Here is a 20,252-nt window from a genome sequence, read left to right as displayed (position 1 = left end):
TCAAGTCGCTCACAATGGCATGACCACGGCGGTCACACCATTATTTCGCGATCGGTTCGACGAACAGCTCTTGCGCGATCCGGACGATTTCCCGGAGGTCGCCCTCGCCGCGGTCGTGCCGCCACAGCAGGCCGGTGTCGAGCTGGGCGCGGAAGTCGGCGAACGGCAGGACCACCATGTTCTCCAGCTGGTAGCCCCGCATCGAGCTTCTCCTCGTCGAGCATCGAGACGGAGAACGCGAGCCCGCCGGACACCAGCTCGCTCACGCCGCCGTAACCGGTGTTCGTGAGCTGGATGCGCTTCCTGATGCCCAGCTCGTTCAATTGCGCGTCGAGCTGCTCGAAATACGACGGCATGATTTCCTCGGGCGACCGCGCATAGGCGAGATCGGTGAGTTCGGCCAGTTTGACGGAGTCGTGCCCGGCGAACCGGTCGGCCGGGACGACCGCCCCGAGCCGTTCCGACATCACGTGCACCGTCTCGAGCGCGGGCTCCTGCACCGGCAGCCTGGCCAGCGTGAGCCCGAGCCTGCCGTCCTTCACCGCCTCGACGAGGTCCGTGCTCGACCCCGGCCACCGCTTGAGCTCGAACCGCCCGCACACCCGTTCCGCGAGGACCGCCACGCGTTCGCGCAGGGCCGGGTGCACGCCGGGGGGCATGCCGACGAACACCGTCGCGCGCTGCGGCCCGGTCTCCTCGTCGAGCCGCCACCGGATCGACCCGACCCGGTCGAGCACGTCCCGCGCGAGGGGCAGCAGCGCCGTGCCCGCCTCCGTGAGCGCGACGTGGTGGGTGCTGCGGTCGAACAGCTGCCTGCCCAGCTCGTGCTCCAGGTCCTTGATCCGCTGGCTGAGCGGCGAGGCGGCCATGTGCAGCTTGCGGGCGGCCGCGGAGAAGTTGCAGCTCCTCGGCGACCGCGACGAAGTACCTGAGGTGCAGCAGTTCCACGGACCCCAGACTAGGCCGTTCGGCCGCGCTCCCCGGTCAGCCGTCCAGCGCCGCCAGCTTGCGCGCCGCCTCCGACTCGCCCCAGCGGAACCCGATCCGCCGCGACAGCTCCCCGGCCTCCGCGTACGACTCCCGCGCCGGACCGGCGCGCCCGGCCAGCTCGTGCACGCTCCCCCGGTCGAGCAGCACCCCGGCCTCGATCTGCCGGTCCCCCACCGACCGCGCCAGCGCCAGCGCCTCGGCCGCCAGCTCCAGCGCCCGGTCGAGCGACCCCAGCCGGCGGTGCGCGTCGGCCATGTTCGCGAGCGCGTGCAGCTCGCCGGAGCGGTCACCGCACGCCCGGAACGTCCGCAGGGTCTCCTCGTAGCACCCCAGAGCGGCCGACAGGTCCTCCGAGGCCGCGTGCACCAGCCCGAGGTTCGTGCGGACGTACGCCGCACCCCGCGCGTCGGACAGCTCCTCCCGCAGGGCCAGCGAGGCACCCAGCGACGACAGGGCCGCCGCCAGGTCACGCCGCCGCCAGTGCACGATGCCGAGGTTGTTCAGCAGCACCGCCTCCAGCTGCCGGTCGTGCAACGACCGCGCCAGCTCCAGTGCCCCGGTCCAGTGCGCCAGCGCCTCGGCGAACCGGAACCCGCGCTCGCAGGCGGCGCCGAGCTCCTTCAACGCCAGGGCTTCCGCCCGCACGTCCCCCAGCGACCGCGCCGCCTCCAGCGCCAGCACGTTCAGCTCCGCCCAGTCGGCCACCTCGGAGCGCCGCCGGAAGTACCACGACAGCCCGGCGGCGAAGGCGATCGCGTCGGCGGGGGACGCCTGGTGGGCGGCGGCGAGGAGGTTGTCGCGCTCCTCCGCGAGCCACAGGTCGCCCGGGTTGTCCGCCAGCGCCTCCAGGTAGTGCTTGTGCAGCCGTTCCAGCGCGAGCGCGCGCTCGGCCGGCGACTCCGCGGCGCGGCACCGCTCGCGGGCGAACAGGCGCAGCAGGTCGTGCACCGCGAACCGGCCCGGCACCGGTTCCTCGACCAGGTGCGCGCCGGCCAGCTCGGCGAGCAGCTCCTCCACGTCCGGCACGTCGGTCAGCGCCCGCGCCGCGGCCACCGCGAAGTCGGGGCCGTCGAGCAGCCCGAGCAACCGGAAGACCCGTGCCGCGGCGGGAGAACCGAGCTCGGCGTAGCTGACCGAGAACGCCGACCGCACCGCCACGTCACCGAGCCGCAGCTCGTCGAGCCGCCGGGTCTCGCCGGCCAGCCGCGCGGCCAGCACCCCGGCCGTCCACTGTGGACTACCTGCCAGCCGGGCGCCCGCGATCCGCAGCGCCAGCGGCACCCCGCCGCACCACCGCACCAGCTCGGTGGCGGCACCGACCGGACCGGCCACCCCGGGCAGCAGCTGCGTGGCCTCGTCCAGCGGCAGCGCGCCGAGCCGGACGCAGGACGCGCCGGGCAACGCCGTCAGCGGCCGCCGCGACGTGATCAGCACGACCGAGCCGGGACCGGTCGGCAGCAGCCGCCGGACCTGATCGGCCGTGGCGGCGTTGTCGAGCACCACGAGCAGCCGCCGCCCCGCCGTGAGCGACCGGTAGCGCACCGCCTCCTCGTCACCGGGCCGGTCGCCCAGCGCCCGCAGGAACCGGCCGAGCACCCGGTCCGCGGCGCCGTCGGACAGGTCCGCGTACAGCCGGCCGTCCGGGAACGACCCGGCGATCTCGTGCGCCGCCCGCACGGCCAGCGCCGACTTGCCGATGCCCGCCTGCCCGGTGACCACGCACACCGCGACCCGGTCGGACCGGACCTGCGAGCGGATCAGCGCGAAGCTCGCGGGACCGTCCCGCGAACGCGACCACGTCCGGCGGCAGCTGCCGGACCGCTTGCGCGCCAACGGGTTTCGCCCGCAGCAGCTCGGCCTGCAACCGGCGCAGCCGCTCACCGGGCTCCACGCCCAGCTCGTCGGCCAGCACGCCGCGGCACTCCTGGTAGGCCGCCAGCGCCTCGGTCGGCCTGCCCGCGCGGTGCAGCGCGGTCATCTGCTGCTCGCGCAGCCGTTCGTTCAACGGGTGTTCGCGCACCCACTCGGAGAGGTCCGCGACGACCTCGACGTGCCGTCCCAGGTCCAGCTCCGCCTCGGCGCACTCGACCCGTGCCGCCAGCCGCAGCTCCTCCAGCCGGGCGACCACCCCGCGCAGCAGCCCGGACGCGGCGAGGTCGGCCAGCGCGGGCCCGCGCCACAGCGCGAGCGCCTCCCGGTAGCGCTGCGGGGTCCGCTCGCGGCGGGCCACCTCCAGCAGCCCGGTGAACCGGGTCAGGTCGAGCTCCGCGGCGTCGACCGACATCAGGTAGCCGGGCGCGCGCGACAGCAGCCGTGAGCCGACGACCTTGCGCAGCTGGTAGACGTAGACCTGGAGGTTCTTCAGCGCGGTCTTGGGCGGTGCGTCGTCCCACAGCACGCTGATCAGCCGGTCGACCGGGATCACCCGCCCGGCCTGGGCGAGCAGCAGCGCGAGCACGGCCCGTTGCTTGGGCGGGCCCAGGTTCAGGCGCGCGCCGTCGTCGCCGTAGCACTCCACCGGCCCCAGCACCCGGAACTCCACAGCGCCTGATCGTAACTACCGGACGCGTACCGGACACATGCCACGCGCTCGTGGTGGTGGCTGGGACGGCGCAAGTACTTGACATAAGCCGTCAAGTACTTGCTATCTTCTGTCAAGTGAGCAGTCAGGAGCAGCTCGAACTGCGCGTGGACCTGATCCGCCTGGTGACCAGCCGGTTGCTGGACCCGCTGGAGATCCTGCTGCCCACCGCGGACCTCGACGCGCTGCACGACCAGGTGCACGCCGACGCGAACACGTGGGCCGAGCAGCTGCTCGGCGGCCGCGACGAGCAGGCGCGACACCTGGCGATCCGGCTGATGACGGTGCTGTACCCCGGCGACACCCCGTTCGACCCGCCGGAGGGCTGGTGGGCCACCCCGCTGGGCCGGGTCGTCGCGCGCAGGGCCGGTCACCCGAGCCGGCAGCACGTGTCGTTCGGGGTGGCCGGGGCGATGCTCGGGATCACCCGGCAGGGCGTGCACGACCTCGTGAGCCGCGGCAAGCTGCAGCGGCACGCCGACGGCGGCGTGACCGTCGAGTCGATCCAGGTCCGGCTGGCGCAGCGGCGGAACACGTGAGTCCACTTCGGACCTGAGCGGTCAGCGGAACAGGCGCTCCAGCGCGCGACGGGCCCGCGCCGGTGCCGCCGGGTCCTTCTCCAGCTGCAGGAAGTGGTTGAGCGCCAGCATGATCCCGAGCAGCTCGTAGATCAGCTGCTCGACGTCGGTGTCGGGCGGCAGGTCCCCGTCGGACACCGCGCGCCGGATGTGGATGCGCAAGTCGCGGCGCCACAACGCGTTCATGCCCGCCAGCGCGTCGCGCACCGGTCCGCTGCGGCCGTCGAACTCGGCCGTGGCCGCGGTGAAGAAGCAGCCGCCGGGCAGCACGTTGCGTTCCAGGTAGGACACCCAGGCCTCGCAGACGTCCTTCAGCCGCGGCAGCCCGGACGGCAGCTGCTTGACCCGGCGCGGCACCTCGCGCAGGAACACCTCCGCGGCGGCGTCGACGACGGCGAGCTGCAACGCCTCCTTGGTGCCGAAGTGGCCCAGCAGCCCGGCCTTGCTCATGCCGAGCTCGGTCGCGAGCCGGCCGATCGTGAGCCCCTCCAGGCCTTCCTGCGAGGCGATCGCGAGGCTGTGGCCGAGGATGCGCTGCCGCGTCTCACGGGTGTCGGCGGCAGATCGGCGCGGGCTCACGGCCTGATGATAGCCGCGCCGACGATGATCACAGGCCCTTCAGCTACCGACCGATCGGTTGCTATATTCCCGGCGACCCGCCTGCTGAAGGAGCTGACCTTGTCCGGATCCCGTGTTGTCGCGTTCGGCCACCACCAGCCGGAACGGGTGCTGACCAACGCCGACCTGGAGCAGATGGTCGACACGAACGACGAGTGGATCCTGCAGCGCACCGGCATCGCCACGCGCCGCATCGCCGACGACGAGTCCGTCACGGACATGGCCGCCGCGGCCGCCGCCAAGGCCCTCGCCGCGTCCGGGGTGCCGGCGGCCGAGATCGGCCAGGTGATCGTGGCCACGTGCTCGGCGATCGACCGCAGCCCGTCGACAGCGGCCCAGGTCGCCGCCCGGCTCGGCATCCCCTCCGCGGTCGTGTTCGACCTCAACAACGCCTGCGCCGGCTTCTGCACCGCGCTCGCCACCGCAGACCACACCATCCGCGCCGGTGCCGCCCGGCACGCGCTGGTGGTCGGCGCCGAGAAGATGTCGGACCTGGTCGACTGGACCGACCGCAGCTCGTGCATCCTGCTCGGCGACGGCGCGGGCGCCGCCGTGCTCAGCGCCTCGGAAGACCCGGCGGTCGGCCCGGTGGTGTGGGGCTCCGACCCGACCAGGAGCGGCGCCGTCCGGCTCGTCGACGAGTGGCAGCCGCGGTTCGCCCAGGAGGGCCAGGCCGTGTTCCGGTGGGCCACCAGCGAGCTGCCCGCGATCGCCAGGCAGGCCTGCGAGCGGGCGGGCATCGCCACCACCGACCTCGCCGGCGTCGTCACGCACCAGGCCAACCTGCGGATCGTCGAGGCGCTCACCCGCAAGCTCGACCTGTCCGATGACGTGGTCATCGCACGTGACGTCGTCCACTCCGGCAACACCTCCGCGGCCTCCGTCCCGCTCGCGCTGTCCAAAATGGCGGAACGCGGCGAGCTGCCCTCGGGTGCTCCGGTGCTGCTCTTCGCTTTCGGCGGCGGGCTGTCGTGGGCCGGCCAGGTCGTCACCACTCCCTGAGAACGGGCGTACCTACCTGGGTACTAGATCTCAGGTATGACGACACGCGCACGGTCCTGTCGCTATTGTCCGATCCCTCAGCCCCCTTGCCGCCGAAGGGAAACCGTCTCATGAAGCAGATGCTGCGGTCGGGCACGGACGTGCGCTCCCGACTGACCGAGTGGGTGGGACGGCGCCTGCTCGCCCGGCTCAGCCGAACCGGCTTCGACCTGGAGTCGTCGTGGTTCGTGCCCTCGCGCGTGCTGGCCCCGCTGCGCCGCAACGGTGTGGACCCGGTCCCGGAGCTCGCGCGGATGCACGCGCACGGCCCGGTGACCAGGCTGCCACTGCCCGTGCCGGTCTGGCTGGTGACCGGCCACGAGGCGTCCAAGCAGGTGCTCGTCGACGTCGAGGCGTTCAGCAACGACTTCGGCCACCTCAAGGAGCTGGGCCTGTTCGCCGACGAGGCGCCGGGTGGCCTGGGCTTCAGCGACCCGCCGGAGCACACCCGGCTGCGCAAGGTGCTGACGCCGGAGTTCACCATGCGCCGGCTGTCGCGGCTGGTGCCGCGGATCGAGCAGATCGTCGCCGACCAGCTCGACCTGATGTCGATGAAGGACGGCGCCGTCGACCTGGTCGAGGACTTCGCGCTGCCGGTGCCCGCGCTGACGATCTGCGAGCTCCTCGGCGTGCCGCTGAGCGAGCGCGAGGAGTTCCAGCGCCGCAGCGTCGCCCGCTTCGACCTGGCCGGCGCCGCCACCGCGTCGCTGTCGGCGGTGTCGGAGTCCATCGTCTACTTCCGCGAGCTGGTGCGCGCACAGCGGTCCAACCCGAGCGACGGCCTGCTCGGCGAGCTGATCCGCAAGCACGGCGACGACCTGGACGACGACGAGCTCGCCGGCCTCGCCGACGGTCTGCTCACCGGCGGCTTCGAGACCACCGCCAGCATGATCTCGCTCGGCACGCTCGCACTGCTGCGCTCCACCGAGCTGATGGAGCAGGTCCACGGTGATGAGAAGGCGGTGAGCTCGCTGGTCGACGAGCTGCTGCGGCACCACACGGTCGTGCAGGTCGCGTTCCCGCGCATCGCCCGCCGCGACGTCGACGTGGCCGGCACGCGGGTGAAGGCGGGCGACATCGTCGTGTGCTCGCTGTCGCAGGCGAACCGCGACACCGACGTGTACTCCGACCCCGACCGGATCTGCCCGTCCCGCGCGGCGGGCCAGCACCTGGCGTTCGGCTACGGCGCCCACCGCTGCATCGGCGCGGAGCTGGCCAAGATGGAGCTGCGGATCGCCTACCCGGCGCTGGTGCGGCGGTTCCCGCAGATGCGCCTGGCCGTCGAACCGGGGGCGCTCGCGTTCCGCAGGCTGTCGATCGTGTACGGCCTGGAGTCGCTGCCGGTCCACCCCGGCAAACCGACGACGTCGGCGCACGAGCTGCTCAGCTGAGCCACGGCGGGCGGTCGTGCCGGTGTCCTGTTCGGACTGCGCCTGCGCCTGCGCGTGCCCGCTCGGCTCCCGGCCGTGACCACCTCCGGTGCGCCGTGCCCGACGCGGACCGTGCCGGTCATGGGCGCAAGGCGGCCGTCAGCAGCAGGAGCTGAGCGGTGTCACCGGGGTTGAGCAGGATCTCGACCTCGTCCGGGACCACCTCGGCCAGCCGGTCGCCGACGACCCGGTGCCACCGCACCGCGGGCAGCCGCCGCTTGTGCAGCTCCGCCGTCACGACCGCGACGCACGGCCGGCCGTCCGGGGACCGCAGCAGCCGCAGGTGGCCCCGCTCGTCGGTGGCGATCTCGACGACGGTGCCGGCGAGCAGGCCGAGGAGCCGCGCACCGGCGGTCTCGTCGGTCAGGACCCGCCTCAGCAGTGCGTGCACCGGATCGGTCGGCAGCGCCCTGGTCTGCGGCACGTACAGCGGGTTCGGCTGGAACGGGCCGAGCCCACCGTCCCCGTCGACCGCGTACGCGCCCACGAGCGCGTCGACCGGCACCGGTGCGCCCGCCGTCCAGCCGGGGTCGGGCAGGCGGTACCAGCCGTCCTGCCGCACGGCGAGCCGGTGCGGCTCCAGCAGGTGGACCTCGGCCACCTGCGTCCAGTCCGGCTCGTCGGACAGCTCGTAGCGGGCGGCCCGGTGACCGGCGCGCGCCGCGAGCCGCAGCCAGTGGCCGCCCTCCTCGGCCTCGCCGCGGTAGCGCAACCGGATGCCGAGCGCGTACGCGGCCAGCACCTCCCCGGACTCCGCGAGGTCGCCGATCACGAAGCTGACCCCGTGCTCCCCGTCCAGGGCGAAGGTGCCGCGGGTCAGCGTCGCCGGCAACGCCGCGGCCGCGCGCCGCCACCAGAGCTCGGCCTCGGCGGCGTCCCCCTCCTCCTCGGCCAGCCGGCCCAGGTGGTGGGCGCTCAACGGGAACCCGGCCTCGGCCGACTCCCGCCACCACCGCCGTGCCGCGTCGAGGTCGCCGCGGTCGTGGTGCAGCTGCCCGAGCGAGTGCGCGGCGAGTGCGTTGCCACCGCGGACCGCCTCCCGCAGCACCTCGGCCGCCTCGTCGACGCGGCCCCGCGCCACCAGCAGGTCGCCCAGCAGACCCGCCGCGACGGCCGCGGCCTGCCGCACCCGGTGCGCGTACTCGTCGCCGGTGGTCCTGACCATCGCCTCGCCGGCCGGGGTGGTCATGGCCATCCGGAGCACGGCCTCCGCCTCGGGCGCACCGCGCCGCACGAGCACCACCCCCAGCCCGCTCACCGCGACCCAGTCGCCGACCTCGACGGCCCGCCGGTACCAGTGCTCGGCCTCGTCGAGGCGGCCGAGCCGGTTGTACAGCGCCGCGAGGTCGTTGAACGCGGGCCGGAACTGCCGCCGCGCCGCGAGGGTGTACCAGCGCACGGCGTCCTCGACGGCCCCGGTCACGTCGGCGAGGTGGCCCAGCCGGAACGCGGCGGCACCGCTGCCGGCCTCCGCCGCCGCGGTGTACGCGGCGAGCGCGGCGTCCCGGTCGCCCTCCTCCGCGATCCGGTCGGCCTCCGCGCACAGCCGGGTGGCCTCTGCGGGTTCCGGGTCCCCGTCCAGCTCCGGGAAGCGGACGAACCCGGAACCGTCCGCCGTCAGGTGGGCCGCGAAGGCGTAGAACTCCGCCGCCCCCTGCCGTGCCACGACGTCCTCCCGCGTGGCACCCCGGTGCCAGTGGTCCGGGTAGAACACCTGCACCGCGGCACGTTCCCCGGTGGCACCGTTCCCCATCGAGGTCTCCGCGGTGACCGCGAGCCCGGCGGTGACCGCGGCCGTGTCCTCGCCGCGGCGCAGGTGCACGACCAGCGTCCACCGCACCAGGTCGACCACGTTCGTCACCGGGGCCAGCACCAGCTCGGCGACCTCCCCCGCCGCCACCCGCAACGGCAGGGTCGTGGCGCCGTCGAGTCCGCGCGTGGTGCCGCGGTCCAGGTCCACCTCGACGTCGGGAGCCGCCAGCGGCGCGTACGCGGCGCCCGACCGCACCACCTCCTCGACGAAGTCCGGTGTCAGCGGCGCGGTGTGGTGGTTGTGGACCAGGCTGACCCCGTCGGCGTCCAGCGGCAGCTCCAGGACCTGCGCGATGCCGACCCGTTCGACCACGACCGCGCCGCGCACCCGCAGCACGACGTTGTGCCCCGTGAGCGGGACGTGCTCGGCCACCGGCCCGGTGACCGGTCCCGGAGCGATGACCGCGCTCATGTGGGTGCGGGTGCTGACCTCGACCACGCCGGCGAACGCGGGGTCCTCGACCACCACCGGCACGACCCGGACGGGGTGGGTCAGCACGTACACGCGACCTCCCGTCACCGCACCGCCCCGGGGTAGCGGGCGGCGGTGCGGAACGGCCAGTGCCCGAGCCCGACGCGCAGGGACCCGCTGCGCCGCCCGCACACCCAGTCCAGGTGCAGCACCCACTCGACGTCGCCCTGCTCGGTGACGACCTTGAGGTCGAACGCCTCCGACTCGTGCAGGCCGACCTCGTAGGGGAAGTCGGTGTCCCCCAGCGCACGCAGCCGTGGAGGCGTGGCGTCGAGCAGCACCTCGAACCGGCGGCGGGGCACCGCGGCGGCGTGCCGGTTCAGCGGCCCTGACCGGTCGGTCCTGGTGAGCACCTCGACCCGCAGCTCGGCGAGCACCACCGGGGTCCTGGACACGCCGGTGATGATCAGCTGCACGGAGTGGCCGCTGGCCGGCACGTCCACGACCCGGTCGCCGTCGGTGAGGGAGACGTAGTCGAGGTTGCGCAGCCGCACGTCGACCACGAGCGGGTCGGCGCCGGGATCGTCCTCGGGCACCTCGGGTGGCACGTGCACGGTGACCGGGCCGTTGATCGTGCCCACCTGGAGGGCGACGCCGTTGACGGTTCCGATCTCGTTGCGCACCGGCGGATCGCTCATGGCGACGACGTTATCGGGGCACCGGCGGGCCCAGTGGTGGATTCCACCTGACCGCGGGACTGGAAAGGCCGGTGTGGCGGCCCGGGAGCCCGCCGGGCCGCCACACCGCTGTGGACGCGAGAGGGCGAGGCCGGCCCCACCGGCGCGGTACGAGCGCACGCCGCGGGCGTCTGGTCCGCCACCTGGCCGCGCGGCGCGTCGGAGTCGCTCGTCGCCGCTTGCCCTGTACCGGTGGGGCCGGCCTCGGATCTAGGGCCTCGCGCGTCCTCCGCCCGAGCGCACCATCTCCGGCCTCGACCGCGAGTGCCTCCGCCGCTGCAAAGGCGGGGACGTCGACGACGAGACCGACGGGGGAACCGACGATGCGCGGGCGGCGACTGGTTCGGGAACGGGGATCTGGGTGGTGGGCAGCGGCTGCGGGGTCTCCTCGGCCGGCTGGGTCCACACCGGACGGCTGAGGTCCACGGTGTTCTGCCGGAACAGCTCCGGCGTCTCGGTGATGATCTTGCCGGGTTGTTCGAGGCCGACGATGCCGACGAGCTTGCCGTCGGCGATGAAACCGGTCAGGCCGTTGACGTCGGTGGTGTCGGTGCCCAGCACGGGCAGGCCCGCGCCCTGCACGCGCATGCCGTACTGCTCGGTCCAGAACCGCGGGACCGGCGTGTAGGGCTTGGCGGAGTTGCGGCCCACCAACAGGTTCTCGGCTGCCGCGCGGCCGCCCTCGACCGCGTTCAGCCAGTGCTCGACGCGGCGGACGACGCCGTTGAAGCGCAGGTTCGGCCACCGGGCCACGTCACCGCAGGCCACGATGTTCTCTGCGCCGACGACGTGGTTGGTCGCGTCGCAGAGCACGCCGTCCTCGATGACGAGGCCGGAGCCGCGCAGCCAGTCGACAGCGGGCGAGGCGCCGACGGCGAGCACGACGCAGGAGGCGAAGAACACCTGGCCGTCGCTCAGGTGGATGCCGATGCCGCCGGGCTGGCGCACCCAGTGCTTGATGCCGACGCCGGTGGCCAGCCGCACGCCGTGCTCGACGTGCGCCTCGGTGATCTTCTTGCCGATGTCGTCGCCGACGACACCGCCCAGCAACGCGGGCGACCGGACGATGAGGGCCACGTCGCGGCCCATGTGCCGCACGGAGCAGGCGAGCTCGCAGCCGATGAAGCCACCGCCGATGACGGCGACGAGCCCCTGCGACTGGCGGATGTTCCTGCGGATCGCGACCGCGTCGTCCAGCGTGCGCAGCACGTGCACCCGCGGGTCGTGGCGCGGCGCCCCGCCCATGGCCCTGGCGTCCACGCCGGTGGCGATGATCATGCCGTCGTACTTGATCTCCTCACCGCCGGGCACCCAGACGGACTGCGTCTTCGGGTCCAGGTGCAGCGCGGGGGAGTTGAGGCGCCACTCGGCGTCGAGGTCGCCCGAGTACGACAGCAGCGAGTCGTCGGGGTGCCACTCCCCCGTGATGATCTGCTTGGACAGGCATGGGCGGTGGTACGGGAGGTGGCGTTCGGCCGACAGGATCGTGATCCTGCCGTCGAAGCCCATCTCGCGCAGCCGTTCCGCGGAGCGGACTCCACCGAGTCCGCCGCCGACGACCACAATCCGCTCGCTCACTTCACTCGCTCCCTGATCTCGATCGCGCGCATGGGGCACGCGCGGGCGGCCGACCGCGCCTGGGCGAAGTGCTCCTCCGGCGGGCGGCGGTTGTAGGTCAGGCGGTTGTCCTCGATCAGCTGGAAGACGTCGGGGGCCTCCGCCTGGCAGGTGCCGTAGCGGTGGCACTTCTCGTTGTTGACGCTGACGTCCATCGCGTCGCCCTCGCCGATGCCGGGCTCCTTGCCCCGCTCGGGCTCCAGCATGCCGATGCGCATCAGCACCTCCGGGGGCAGGAACCGCGCCAGGGCGAGGGTCGCGGTGGGGACGAGGATCGTGAGACCGGCGAGCCACAGCACGGCCAGGTTGCCGTTCGCGATGGCGCCGAACCAGGAGTGCACAACGGTGATCGCCACGGCGATGTACGCCGTCTGGTGGAACCGCAGCCACTTGCGGTAGAAGACCTTGTGCCGCATGGACGCCAGGATGGCGATAGCGGCCATGACCTCCAGTCCGAGGATGCCGAGGGCGTGCCGGAAGAGGCCGCCGTCGACGAAGGGCAGGATGAGCTTGACGTAGCTGAACGCCCCGTTCTGCAGCAACGTGAACGCAAAGGCGTGCACCGCACCGAACGCGATGGCGAGCGACGCGAGCACCATGTGCCCGTTCTTCAGTCCTTCCCGGCCGGTGAGCTTCTCGGCCCACCCGGTCGCGATGAGCACGCCCCAGGACAAGGTCGCGCACATGAAGACGTAAGCCAGCCTGGCGGAGAGTTGGGCCATCTTCTTCAGGCCCGAGTCGAACTCGGACGCCTGGGCCACCAGGAGCGGAATCTGGCTGGACAACAACACTTCCTCCGAACGAACTCCGAACGGGTGAAACTCTCGCGGGAACCCGCCCGGTCCTGCGGTGCAGGAGTGGGCACAGCAGGGCCGGGCGGGTGGGAACAGGTCCGCGTTGGAGTGCCTCTTACCTGGGGACACCACCTCCGTTTCCCGTTCTCAGACGGGGTCTTGCAGGCTCACCGCACCGGCCGTCGCGGGCGGAGGACTCGGAGCAGGAGGATCGTCAGGACCACTCCCGCGGCGGTGACCGTGAGGATCACCCACATGTTCGGCCCCTCACCGGAGGCCAGGGTCGCGTTGATGATGCCGCCGGCGGGCACGGGCTCGGCGAACGCGGCGTCACCCGCGAGGCCGGTGCTCTCCAGCAACGTCATGTGCTTCATCACCACGTCGATGCCGACCTGCGCGAACGGCCGGATGAGGTCGTTGCGGGTCTGGATGCGCACCTTCGCGACGAACGCGAACACCGATCCGTGCGCCGCGCGCAGCCGGTCGGCGAACGCCTGGTCGAACGCGGCGCCCTCCAGGCCGTTCAGCTCGTCCATCCAGGACTGCTGCGCCGCGCTGGGCAGGTCGGGGATCGGGACGTTCAGCTGGGCCGAGAGCTTCTTCACCGCCTCGTCCAGCTTCATGTGGTCGAGCATCAGCTGCTTCCCGACCACCTTCACGCGCGGGTTCTGCGCCTTGGTCTGGGCGAGCTCGCCCATCGGCATCTCCCACAGACCGGCCTGGCGCACCTTCACCAGGAGGTCCCGGTCGTTCGCGGTCAACGGGCCGCCTTCGGCCTGCACCGTTCCCCCGGTGTCCGCGGGCTGGGCGGACGCGGTGACCGCACCGCCGGAGAACAGGAACAACATCGCCAAGACGGTGGCGAGGGCTCTGGTCATCGTCTTGAAGTCCTCGTTGTCCAGGAAGTTGGTTCTGGGAGTTGGTTCAGGAAGTTGGTTCGGGGAGTCGGTTCCGGGGATCGGCACGAGGTCAATAACCGGGTGCGGCCGCGGACGACGAGGGCGGTGGCGCCGTCGGCGTGGCACCGGTCGTACCGGTTTTCGCGTTGTTCTGGGCCTTGCCGCCGGTGATCTTGGCGCCGTTGGGGGCGGTGGCGAACCACACGCCGCCCTTGGCCTGGCCCTTGAGGTCACCGGCCGTCTCGTCCTCGGCGAACGTGTACTGCGGCCACCCGGCGATCGTGAGCTGCTTCGTGCCGTCGGACCTGGTCACGGTCCCGATGAGACCGGGGTCCACGCCGGCGGCCATCGGGTCGTTGTCGGCCTTCACCGGCTTCCACGCCTTCGCGCACTCACCCTCGCAGTTGGACTTCGCGGGTTTGGGCGTGTCCTTGTCGTACCGGTAGAGCGGCAGGCCGTCGCCGTCGGTGACGTGCCAGCCGACCTGCGCGGACTCCGCCACCGCGAGCAGCGTGACCTTGCTCAGGTCCGCCGGTGCGGCCTTGAGACCGCCATCGGGCGTGGTGGCGGGCGTTTGCGAGCTGCCGCACGCGGTGAGGCTGAGAGCCAGTGCCGCCAGGGCGGTGACGGCCTGTCCACGTCGCATCGGCAGGGTCCTTTCTCGGCTTGGGTACCGAGGAGTACGGACACGATCCGGCAACGGTTCACGAACTTCGTGAGGAATATTTGCCTCTCGACTTGAGACGGTTGATGGGGCAAGGATGTCCCCCGTGGCGCGGCATAGACGTCAACGTGAGTTAGACGAACAATCACCAAGACCGGGATCTCTCGAAGAAGAGTTGATCCGTCGGCTGTACGAGGAATTCGGCAGCGCCCTGCTGGGACACTGCATGCGGTTGACCGGCCATGATCGTCAATGGGCCGAGGACATCGTGCAGGAGACACTGGTCAGGGCTTGGCGCAACGCCGAGAAGCTCGAACGTGACCCCGTGCTCCTGCGGTCGTGGTTGTTCACGGTGGCAAGGCGGTTGGTCATCGACGACAGGCGAAAGCGGAGCGTCCGTCCGCAGGAGTTCGAACTGACCCCTTCGGACGAGTCGCCCTCGGGCGGTGAGGAGGACCGCACCCTCGCGGCGATCGTCGTCGCCGAGGCGATGAACGGTCTCTCCGAGGAGCACCGGGAGGCTATTCTCGAAACGTACCTGCGGGACCGCACCGTCGGTGAGGCCGCGGCGGCACTGGGCGTGCCACCGGGGACGGTCAAGTCGAGGGTGTACTACGCGCTGCGTGCGTTGCGGCGTGCGTTGCACGATCGGGGAGAGACGCGGTGACAACGGCACCAGACCACCTCGACGTCGCCGCCTACGTGCTCGGCATCCTCGATGCCGATGAGGTGGAGGCGTTCGAGAACCACCTGACCGAATGTCGGCGGTGTGCTCTTGACCTGCGCGACTTCGCGGTGGTGCCGGACCTCATCGACGAGGCCGACGCGGGCGGGATGCTGAGGGGGACGGCTCCGGAACGCCCGGACGGCAAGTCGGTGCGGGTCATGCTCGACGCGGTGGCGGCCCGGCGCAAGCGCAGGCGGTGGTTCATCGCGCAGGGCGTGGCCGCCGCGGCAGCCGGTGTCATCGCGGTGACCGCCGTGGTCACCACGCTGGTCGTCGGTGGCGACGACGGGTCGAACCAGGCGGGGGGCGGGCAGAACCCCAGCACGTCGACCTCGCAGACGCGGGTGGCCAACAACCAGGCCGACTCGTCGATGCAGGTGCAGCAGCAGGACCCGAACAGCGGTGTGTTCACGAAGATCACCGCGTCCGACGAGCCGTGGGGCACGTCGATGGACATCGAGGTCAGCGGGATGTCCGGCCCGTCCAAGGGCTCGCTCGTCGCGGTCGGCCGCGCGGGCCGCGTCGCCCAGGTCACGTCCTGGTTCGCACCGGAACCCGTGGCCGGCGACAAGAAGACGATCCGGTTGCAGGCGAACGTGGCCATGCGGTGGCACGAGATCGCCACCTTCCGCATCCACGACGAGAACGGCAAGGTGTTGCTCGAGGTCGTCGCTTCCTGACCCGAGCGGCGAAAAGCGCCCGGACCACCTGCCCCCGCTCGATCCGTGAGATCCTGTGGGGGCGGTTGTCGTTCTCGGGGAGGCTGTGCACGTGGCGATTGGCCCGTCAGCGGTCGAGCGTTGGCTCGATCTGTCCACATCGGAGCTGCGCGCTCAGGTGACGAAGCTCGTCTCGGCCCGGTTGCCGGGTGATCACGCGGTGTGGCAGGCGGTCCGGCGGCATCCCGCGCTGGTCGCGCGCATCCGCGGTGTCCTCTCCGGACTCGCGGCGTCCGCGGCCGGCAGCAAGGACGAGGCGATGCAGAAGGTCTGGATCTCCAAGGCGCGGCAGGCGCTCGACGTGTCCGCGCCGCCACCGGTGAAGGCGGCGCGCAAGCCGGTGGTCAAGGAGGTTCCCGCGGAGGAGGCACCGGAGCAGGTGTTCGACTTCGCGCAGCCGGAACCGCAGCGGCAGCCGCCGAAGTCCATCCCGACGATGCTGTTCCAGGAGCCGAGTTAGCGATGGTCGTCTTCGGAGCGTTCATCTCCCTGTCCGGCCTGCTGATCCTGCTGCTGCGCGACGCGCCGCTCGGTGGCCTGAGCCCCACGCCGGTCGGCTGGGTGATGACAGCACTGGGCCTGGTGTTCCTGGCCCTGGGCGTCGTGCGCTACCGCCGCAGGCGCGCGCAGGGCCTGCCGGGGCCGGTCGGCAACCCGATCACCCGCGCCAAGGCCCTCCCGCGGTTGTGGAAGGCCTGGCGCAGCGGCGCGTACCGGGGGCTGCCCCGCAACCAGCTCGCCCTGTGGGCGGTGGCGCTGGTGTACCTGGTCTCGCCGATCGACCTGGTGCCGGAGCTGCTGCCGGTGATCGGCGTGACCGACGACGCGGGGGTGCTGGTGTGGCTGCTCAGCAGCCTGTCGGTGGCGTCAGGGACGTTCGTGCGCTGGGAGAAGGACCATCGCGACCCTGGTCGCGGGATCGAGGCCCCGTGAGGCCTCCTCGCGCATGAGCTCCGCGAGCCCCGGTGACGGCTCGGTGACCGTCCGGAACCCGAGCCGCTCGTAGTAGGGCGCGTTCCACGGCACGTCGCGGAACGTCGTGAGCGTCACAGCGCGGTCGGCCGGCGTGACGTGCTCGATCAACGCCGCGCCGATGCCCTGCCGTGCGCACGACGGGTGGACGCTCACCTGGTGGATGTGGGTGGCGTCGTCCACGGGGCCGACCGCGATGAACGCCACGGGCACCCCGCTGCCGCCCACCGCGACCCAGACCTCGTGCTCTGCCAGGGCTTCCAGCGACATCGGGGCGTCGGCGGCGATCTCGGGCATGCCGACGTCGGTGAACGGTTCGCCGGAGGCGACTTCGATCTCCTGGAGGTACGGCAGTTCGGCTGGTTGGGCGAGGCGGATCAACACGCCCGCCATCCTGGTAGGCCGGACACCGACCGCGCAGCCGAATCGCGTTAAAGTCCGACGTGATGCGAACCAAGACCGTGCGCGTCCTCTTGGTCGAGGACGACGATGGTGACGCGGTCCTCGTCGAGGCGCTCCTCGAAGAGGCGAACGCGCCATTCCAGCTGACGCGTGCCCGCACGCTGGCCGAAGCGGAGACCCTGCTGGCCGACGCGGAGTGCGTGCTGCTCGACCTCGGCCTGCCCGACTCCCACGGCCTGAACGGCCTGCACCGGCTGCTGGGCATACTCCGCGCGCCCGCGATCATCGTGCTCACCGGCCTGGACGACGAGGGCGAGGGCATCGACGCGGTCGCGGCCGGTGCCGAGGACTACCTGGTCAAGGGTCAGGTCGACGGCGAGCTGCTGCTGCGCGGCGTGCGGTACGCGGTCGAACGGCGCCGGGCCGACGACGCCCAGCAGAAGCTGCGCGAGGCCACCCTGGTCGCCCAGGAACGCGCCCGCCTGGAACGCGGCCTGCTCCCTCCCCCGCTGCTCAAGGGCTCCGACCTGGACCTGGAGGTCCGCTACCAGCCCGGTGGCCAGCGGATGCTGCTCGGCGGTGACTTCTACGACGCGGTCGGCCTGCCCGACGGCACGGTGCACGCGATCATCGGCGACGTCTGCGGCCACGGCCCCGACGAGGCCGCGCTGGGCGTCTGCCTGCGGATCGCGTGGCGTGCGCTGGTGCTCGCGGGCGAACCGCCGGAGAAGGTGCTGCGGACGCTCGACCAGGTGCTGGTCGCGGAGCGGCACGGTGAGGGCATCTTCACCACGGCCTGCACCGTCACCGTGGCACCGGACCGGCGCTCGGCCCGCTACTTCCTCGCCGGTCACCCCGAACCGCTGCTGGTGGCCGGTCAGCAGATCGTGGACCTGCCCCAGTCGAAGATCGGCGTGCCGCTGGGCGTGCTGCCCGACTACGCGTGGACCGGCGTGGACGTGCCGCTGCCGCCCGGCTGGTCGCTCATGTGCTTCACCGACGGCCTGATCGAGGGCCGGGTGCCCGACGACACCGACCGGCTCGGTGTCGAGCGCCTGTGCGAGATCATGCAGGACGAGCTGCGCCGCGGCACCGCGTCGTGGCTCGATCCGGTGATCGCGGAGGTTACCCGGCTCAACGGCGGGGAACTAGACGACGACATGGCCGTCCTGCTGCTGAAAGACCCCAGGTGAAGCTCACGTGAAACTGTCCGACCGGATGCCGGCCAGCCGGATGCTGGTCGTCATCGTCACGGTGCTGCTCGTGATGACGGCGGTGGCGATCTCCTCGACCGTGGTGGCGCTCGACTCGCTTTCGACGGCCCGCCAGCGCGCGGTCGACGCGGTCGAGCCGGCCGCGCGGGAGGCGAAGGACCTCAACCGGGCGTTCCTCGACCAGGAGACCGGCCTGCGCGGGTTCGTCCTCACCGGTGAGGACGACTTCCTGCGGCCCTACCTCGACGGGCAGAACGCCGAGCGGGAGGCCGCGCAGCGGGTGCGCGACCACGTCGGTGACCCCGGCGGCCGGCTCGACCGCATCGGCCGGCTGGCGGGCCAGTGGCGTGCCGAGTACGCGGAGCTGACGATCACCGCGGTCCAGCTGTCCGGTCCCGGCAGCCCGAGCGACATCGAGCGCGGCAAGGTGCTGTTCGACCAGATCCGCGCCGAGCTGGCCGGGTTGCAGACCGACATCGGCGAGCTGGGCCGGCAGGCCAGGCAGGACCTGAGCGCCGCGGCGAACGTGGTGTTGTGGCTGGTCATCGGCATGGGCGTGCTGCTGGTCGCGGTGATCGGCGGCCTGTCGGCGCTGCTGCACCGCATGCTGATCGGTCCGCTCGCGAGCCTCGCCGAACAGGTCAGGGAGGTTGCGAACGGCGACTTCCAGCGCCGCATCGACGTGCACGGCCCGCGCGAGACGGTGATGCTCGGCGACGACGTCAACGCGATGCGCCACCGCATCGTGCAGGAGCTGGCGACGCTGGAGGCGGCGAAGACGGAGCTGCAGCGCTCGAACGCCGAGCTGGAGCAGTTCGCCTACGTGGCCTCGCACGACCTGCAGGAACCGCTGCGCAAGGTGGCGTCGTTCTGCCAGCTGCTGCAACGCCGTTACGGCGGGCAGCTCGACGAGCGCGCCGACCAGTACATCGACTTCGCCGTCGACGGCGCCAAGCGGATGCAGGGCCTGATCAACGACCTGCTGGCGTTCTCCCGCGTGGGCCGCATCACCCGCGAACGCACGATGGTGGACCTCAACCAGGTGGTGCGCCAGCTGGAGGACAGCTTCTCCGAGCGGATCGAGGAGACCGGCGCGACCCTCGTGGTCGCCGACCTGCCCCCGGTGCGCGGCGAGGCGACGCTGCTCAGCGCGGTGTTCCAGAACCTGATCAGCAACGCGCTGAAGTTCAGGGGCGAGGACCCGCCGGTCGTCACCATCGCGGCGGAACGCGACGGCGACATGTGGAGGTTCTCGGTGCACGACAACGGCATCGGGATCGAGCCGGAGTACGCTGACCGGATCTTCGTCATCTTCCAGCGCCTGCACCCGAAGGACGCCTACCCCGGCACGGGCATCGGACTGGCGATGTGCCGGAAGATCGTCGAGTACCACGGCGGCACCATCTGGCTGAACACCGGTGTGGACTCCGGTACGCGCTTCGAGTTCACGCTGCCCGCCACCGACGCACTGCCTGAGGAAACCGCATGAACGAGGCACCGCTGACCGTGATCGACGTCCTGCTCGTGGAGGACGACCCCGGCGACGCGCTGATGACGCAGGAGGCGTTCGAGCACCACAAGATCCGCAACCAGCTGCACGTGGTGAAGGACGGTGTGGAGGCGCTGGAGTTCCTGCGCCGCGAGGGCCAGTACGCGAACGCGCCGCGGCCGGGCCTGATCCTGCTGGACCTGAACCTGCCCCGCAAGGACGGCCGCGAGGTGCTGGCCGAGGTCAAGGCGGACGCCGAGCTGCGGTCGATCCCGGTGGTCGTGCTGACGACGTCGGAGGCGGAGGAGGACATCCTGCGCAGCTACAGCCTGTACGCGAACGCCTACGTGACCAAGCCGGTGGACTTCGACCGGTTCATCGACGTGGTGCGCCAGATCGACGACTTCTTCGTCACCGTGGTGAAGCTGCCGCGCTGATCACGGGCGGTTTCCCGGACAGCGCGGGCAGCCCCGCCGTTCTGGCGGGACTGGTCCACGGGGCTGCCTGCTCCGCCGAGCCCACCAGAGCTGGGCGGTAGCGGGTCCGTCGCCGGCGG

The 20,252-nt window shown here is 71.9% G+C and carries 20 protein-coding genes and 1 pseudogene; 10 read left to right on the top strand and 11 right to left on the bottom strand.

Features of this window, described 5'->3' with window-relative positions; all coding sequences use genetic code 11:
• Positions 1-40 precede the first annotated feature (40 nt).
• From ACVDFE_RS19355 to ACVDFE_RS19345, 3 genes and pseudogenes are all read right to left on the bottom strand, one after another.
• A pseudogene (locus ACVDFE_RS19355) lies at positions 41-948 on the bottom strand (LysR family transcriptional regulator).
• A gap of 36 nt (positions 949-984) precedes the next feature.
• Complete coding sequence (locus ACVDFE_RS19350) at positions 985-1,635, bottom strand: tetratricopeptide repeat protein (protein WP_458434361.1); 651 nt, start codon at positions 1,633-1,635, stop codon at positions 985-987.
• A gap of 907 nt (positions 1,636-2,542) precedes the next feature.
• Entirely contained in the window at positions 2,543-3,532 is a 990-nt protein-coding gene (locus tag ACVDFE_RS19345) for an AfsR/SARP family transcriptional regulator (RefSeq protein ID WP_458431306.1), read from the bottom strand.
• Between the two features lie 116 nt (positions 3,533-3,648).
• Here ACVDFE_RS19345 and ACVDFE_RS19340 point away from each other — a divergent pair, with 116 nt between their 5' ends.
• Positions 3,649-4,110, top strand: a complete 462-nt coding sequence (locus ACVDFE_RS19340) for a hypothetical protein (protein ID WP_360396267.1) — start codon at positions 3,649-3,651, stop codon at positions 4,108-4,110.
• Positions 4,111-4,131: 21 nt separating this feature from the next.
• Here ACVDFE_RS19340 and ACVDFE_RS19335 read toward each other — a convergent pair whose 3' ends face one another.
• The gene (locus tag ACVDFE_RS19335; RefSeq protein WP_360396265.1) at positions 4,132-4,728 is read right to left on the bottom strand and encodes a TetR/AcrR family transcriptional regulator; all 597 of its coding nucleotides are present in this window, start codon (positions 4,726-4,728) and stop codon (positions 4,132-4,134) included.
• Positions 4,729-4,827: 99 nt separating this feature from the next.
• Between ACVDFE_RS19335 and ACVDFE_RS19330 the strand changes: the two genes are divergently transcribed.
• Entirely contained in the window at positions 4,828-5,769 is a 942-nt protein-coding gene (locus ACVDFE_RS19330) for a beta-ketoacyl-ACP synthase III (RefSeq protein WP_458431305.1), read from the top strand.
• Positions 5,770-5,879: 110 nt separating this feature from the next.
• The gene (locus tag ACVDFE_RS19325; RefSeq protein WP_360396261.1) at positions 5,880-7,199 is read left to right on the top strand and encodes a cytochrome P450; all 1,320 of its coding nucleotides are present in this window, start codon (positions 5,880-5,882) and stop codon (positions 7,197-7,199) included.
• A 118-nt stretch (positions 7,200-7,317) separates the two neighbouring features.
• Here the strand turns inward: ACVDFE_RS19325 and ACVDFE_RS19320 are convergent, their stop codons facing one another.
• The 6 genes from ACVDFE_RS19320 to ACVDFE_RS19295 all read right to left on the bottom strand — a co-directional run bounded on the left by ACVDFE_RS19320 (position 7,318) and on the right by ACVDFE_RS19295 (position 14,155).
• A complete protein-coding gene (locus ACVDFE_RS19320; protein ID WP_458431304.1) occupies positions 7,318-9,555 on the bottom strand; it encodes a type VII secretion system-associated protein in 2,238 nt (745 codons plus the stop codon).
• Positions 9,556-9,566: 11 nt separating this feature from the next.
• Positions 9,567-10,160 (bottom strand): hypothetical protein, encoded by a 594-nt coding sequence (locus ACVDFE_RS19315; protein WP_458431303.1) that lies wholly within the window; start codon positions 10,158-10,160, stop codon positions 9,567-9,569.
• Between the two features lie 249 nt (positions 10,161-10,409).
• Positions 10,410-11,777, bottom strand: a complete 1,368-nt coding sequence (locus ACVDFE_RS19310) for an NAD(P)/FAD-dependent oxidoreductase (protein ID WP_360396255.1) — start codon at positions 11,775-11,777, stop codon at positions 10,410-10,412.
• Positions 11,774-12,601 (bottom strand): 4Fe-4S domain-containing protein, encoded by an 828-nt coding sequence (locus ACVDFE_RS19305; RefSeq protein WP_458431302.1) that lies wholly within the window; start codon positions 12,599-12,601, stop codon positions 11,774-11,776. The genes ACVDFE_RS19310 and ACVDFE_RS19305 overlap by 4 nt, the downstream gene beginning before the upstream one ends.
• A 176-nt stretch (positions 12,602-12,777) precedes the next feature.
• A complete protein-coding gene (locus ACVDFE_RS19300) occupies positions 12,778-13,488 on the bottom strand; it encodes a DUF4142 domain-containing protein (RefSeq protein WP_360396252.1) in 711 nt (236 codons plus the stop codon).
• A 91-nt stretch (positions 13,489-13,579) separates the two neighbouring features.
• On the bottom strand, positions 13,580-14,155 hold the full coding sequence (locus tag ACVDFE_RS19295) for a hypothetical protein (RefSeq protein WP_458431301.1): 576 nt from the start codon (positions 14,153-14,155) through the stop codon (positions 13,580-13,582).
• Positions 14,156-14,270: 115 nt separating this feature from the next.
• Here ACVDFE_RS19295 and ACVDFE_RS19290 point away from each other — a divergent pair, with 115 nt between their 5' ends.
• From ACVDFE_RS19290 to ACVDFE_RS19275, 4 genes are all read left to right on the top strand, one after another.
• Positions 14,271-14,840, top strand: a complete 570-nt coding sequence (locus ACVDFE_RS19290; RefSeq protein ID WP_030468711.1) for a sigma-70 family RNA polymerase sigma factor — start codon at positions 14,271-14,273, stop codon at positions 14,838-14,840.
• Positions 14,837-15,580 carry an anti-sigma factor family protein gene (locus tag ACVDFE_RS19285; RefSeq protein ID WP_360396248.1) on the top strand — a complete coding sequence of 248 codons (744 nt, stop codon included), beginning with the start codon at positions 14,837-14,839 and terminating at the stop codon, positions 15,578-15,580. The genes ACVDFE_RS19290 and ACVDFE_RS19285 overlap by 4 nt, the downstream gene beginning before the upstream one ends.
• A gap of 157 nt (positions 15,581-15,737) precedes the next feature.
• On the top strand, positions 15,738-16,079 hold the full coding sequence (locus ACVDFE_RS19280) for a hypothetical protein (RefSeq protein ID WP_360396246.1): 342 nt from the start codon (positions 15,738-15,740) through the stop codon (positions 16,077-16,079).
• Positions 16,080-16,081: 2 nt separating this feature from the next.
• Positions 16,082-16,552: a YkvA family protein gene (locus tag ACVDFE_RS19275; protein WP_360396244.1), complete on the top strand. Its 471-nt coding sequence runs from the start codon at positions 16,082-16,084 to the stop codon at positions 16,550-16,552.
• Here ACVDFE_RS19275 and ACVDFE_RS19270 read toward each other — a convergent pair.
• Positions 16,487-16,972 carry a GNAT family N-acetyltransferase gene (locus tag ACVDFE_RS19270; protein ID WP_458434360.1) on the bottom strand — a complete coding sequence of 162 codons (486 nt, stop codon included), beginning with the start codon at positions 16,970-16,972 and terminating at the stop codon, positions 16,487-16,489. The two genes, ACVDFE_RS19275 and ACVDFE_RS19270, sit on opposite strands and share 66 nt — an antisense overlap.
• Positions 16,973-17,037: 65 nt before the next feature.
• Between ACVDFE_RS19270 and ACVDFE_RS19265 the strand changes: the two genes are divergently transcribed.
• Genes ACVDFE_RS19265 through ACVDFE_RS19255 form a run of 3 tightly spaced genes read left to right on the top strand, consistent with a single transcriptional unit; the run spans position 17,038 to position 20,133 of the window.
• A complete protein-coding gene (locus tag ACVDFE_RS19265) occupies positions 17,038-18,186 on the top strand; it encodes a PP2C family protein-serine/threonine phosphatase (protein ID WP_458431300.1) in 1,149 nt (382 codons plus the stop codon).
• 7 nt (positions 18,187-18,193) lie between these two features.
• Positions 18,194-19,696, top strand: coding sequence for a sensor histidine kinase (locus tag ACVDFE_RS19260; protein ID WP_360396238.1), 1,503 nt, complete (start codon positions 18,194-18,196; stop codon positions 19,694-19,696).
• Positions 19,693-20,133, top strand: coding sequence for a response regulator (locus ACVDFE_RS19255; protein WP_360396236.1), 441 nt, complete (start codon positions 19,693-19,695; stop codon positions 20,131-20,133). The genes ACVDFE_RS19260 and ACVDFE_RS19255 overlap by 4 nt, the downstream gene beginning before the upstream one ends.
• Positions 20,134-20,252 lie beyond the last annotated feature (119 nt).

Source organism: Lentzea chajnantorensis (assembly GCF_054300775.1).
The sequence above is the reverse complement of the archived record's forward strand: the minus strand, read 5'-3'. Positions and strand labels throughout refer to the sequence as shown.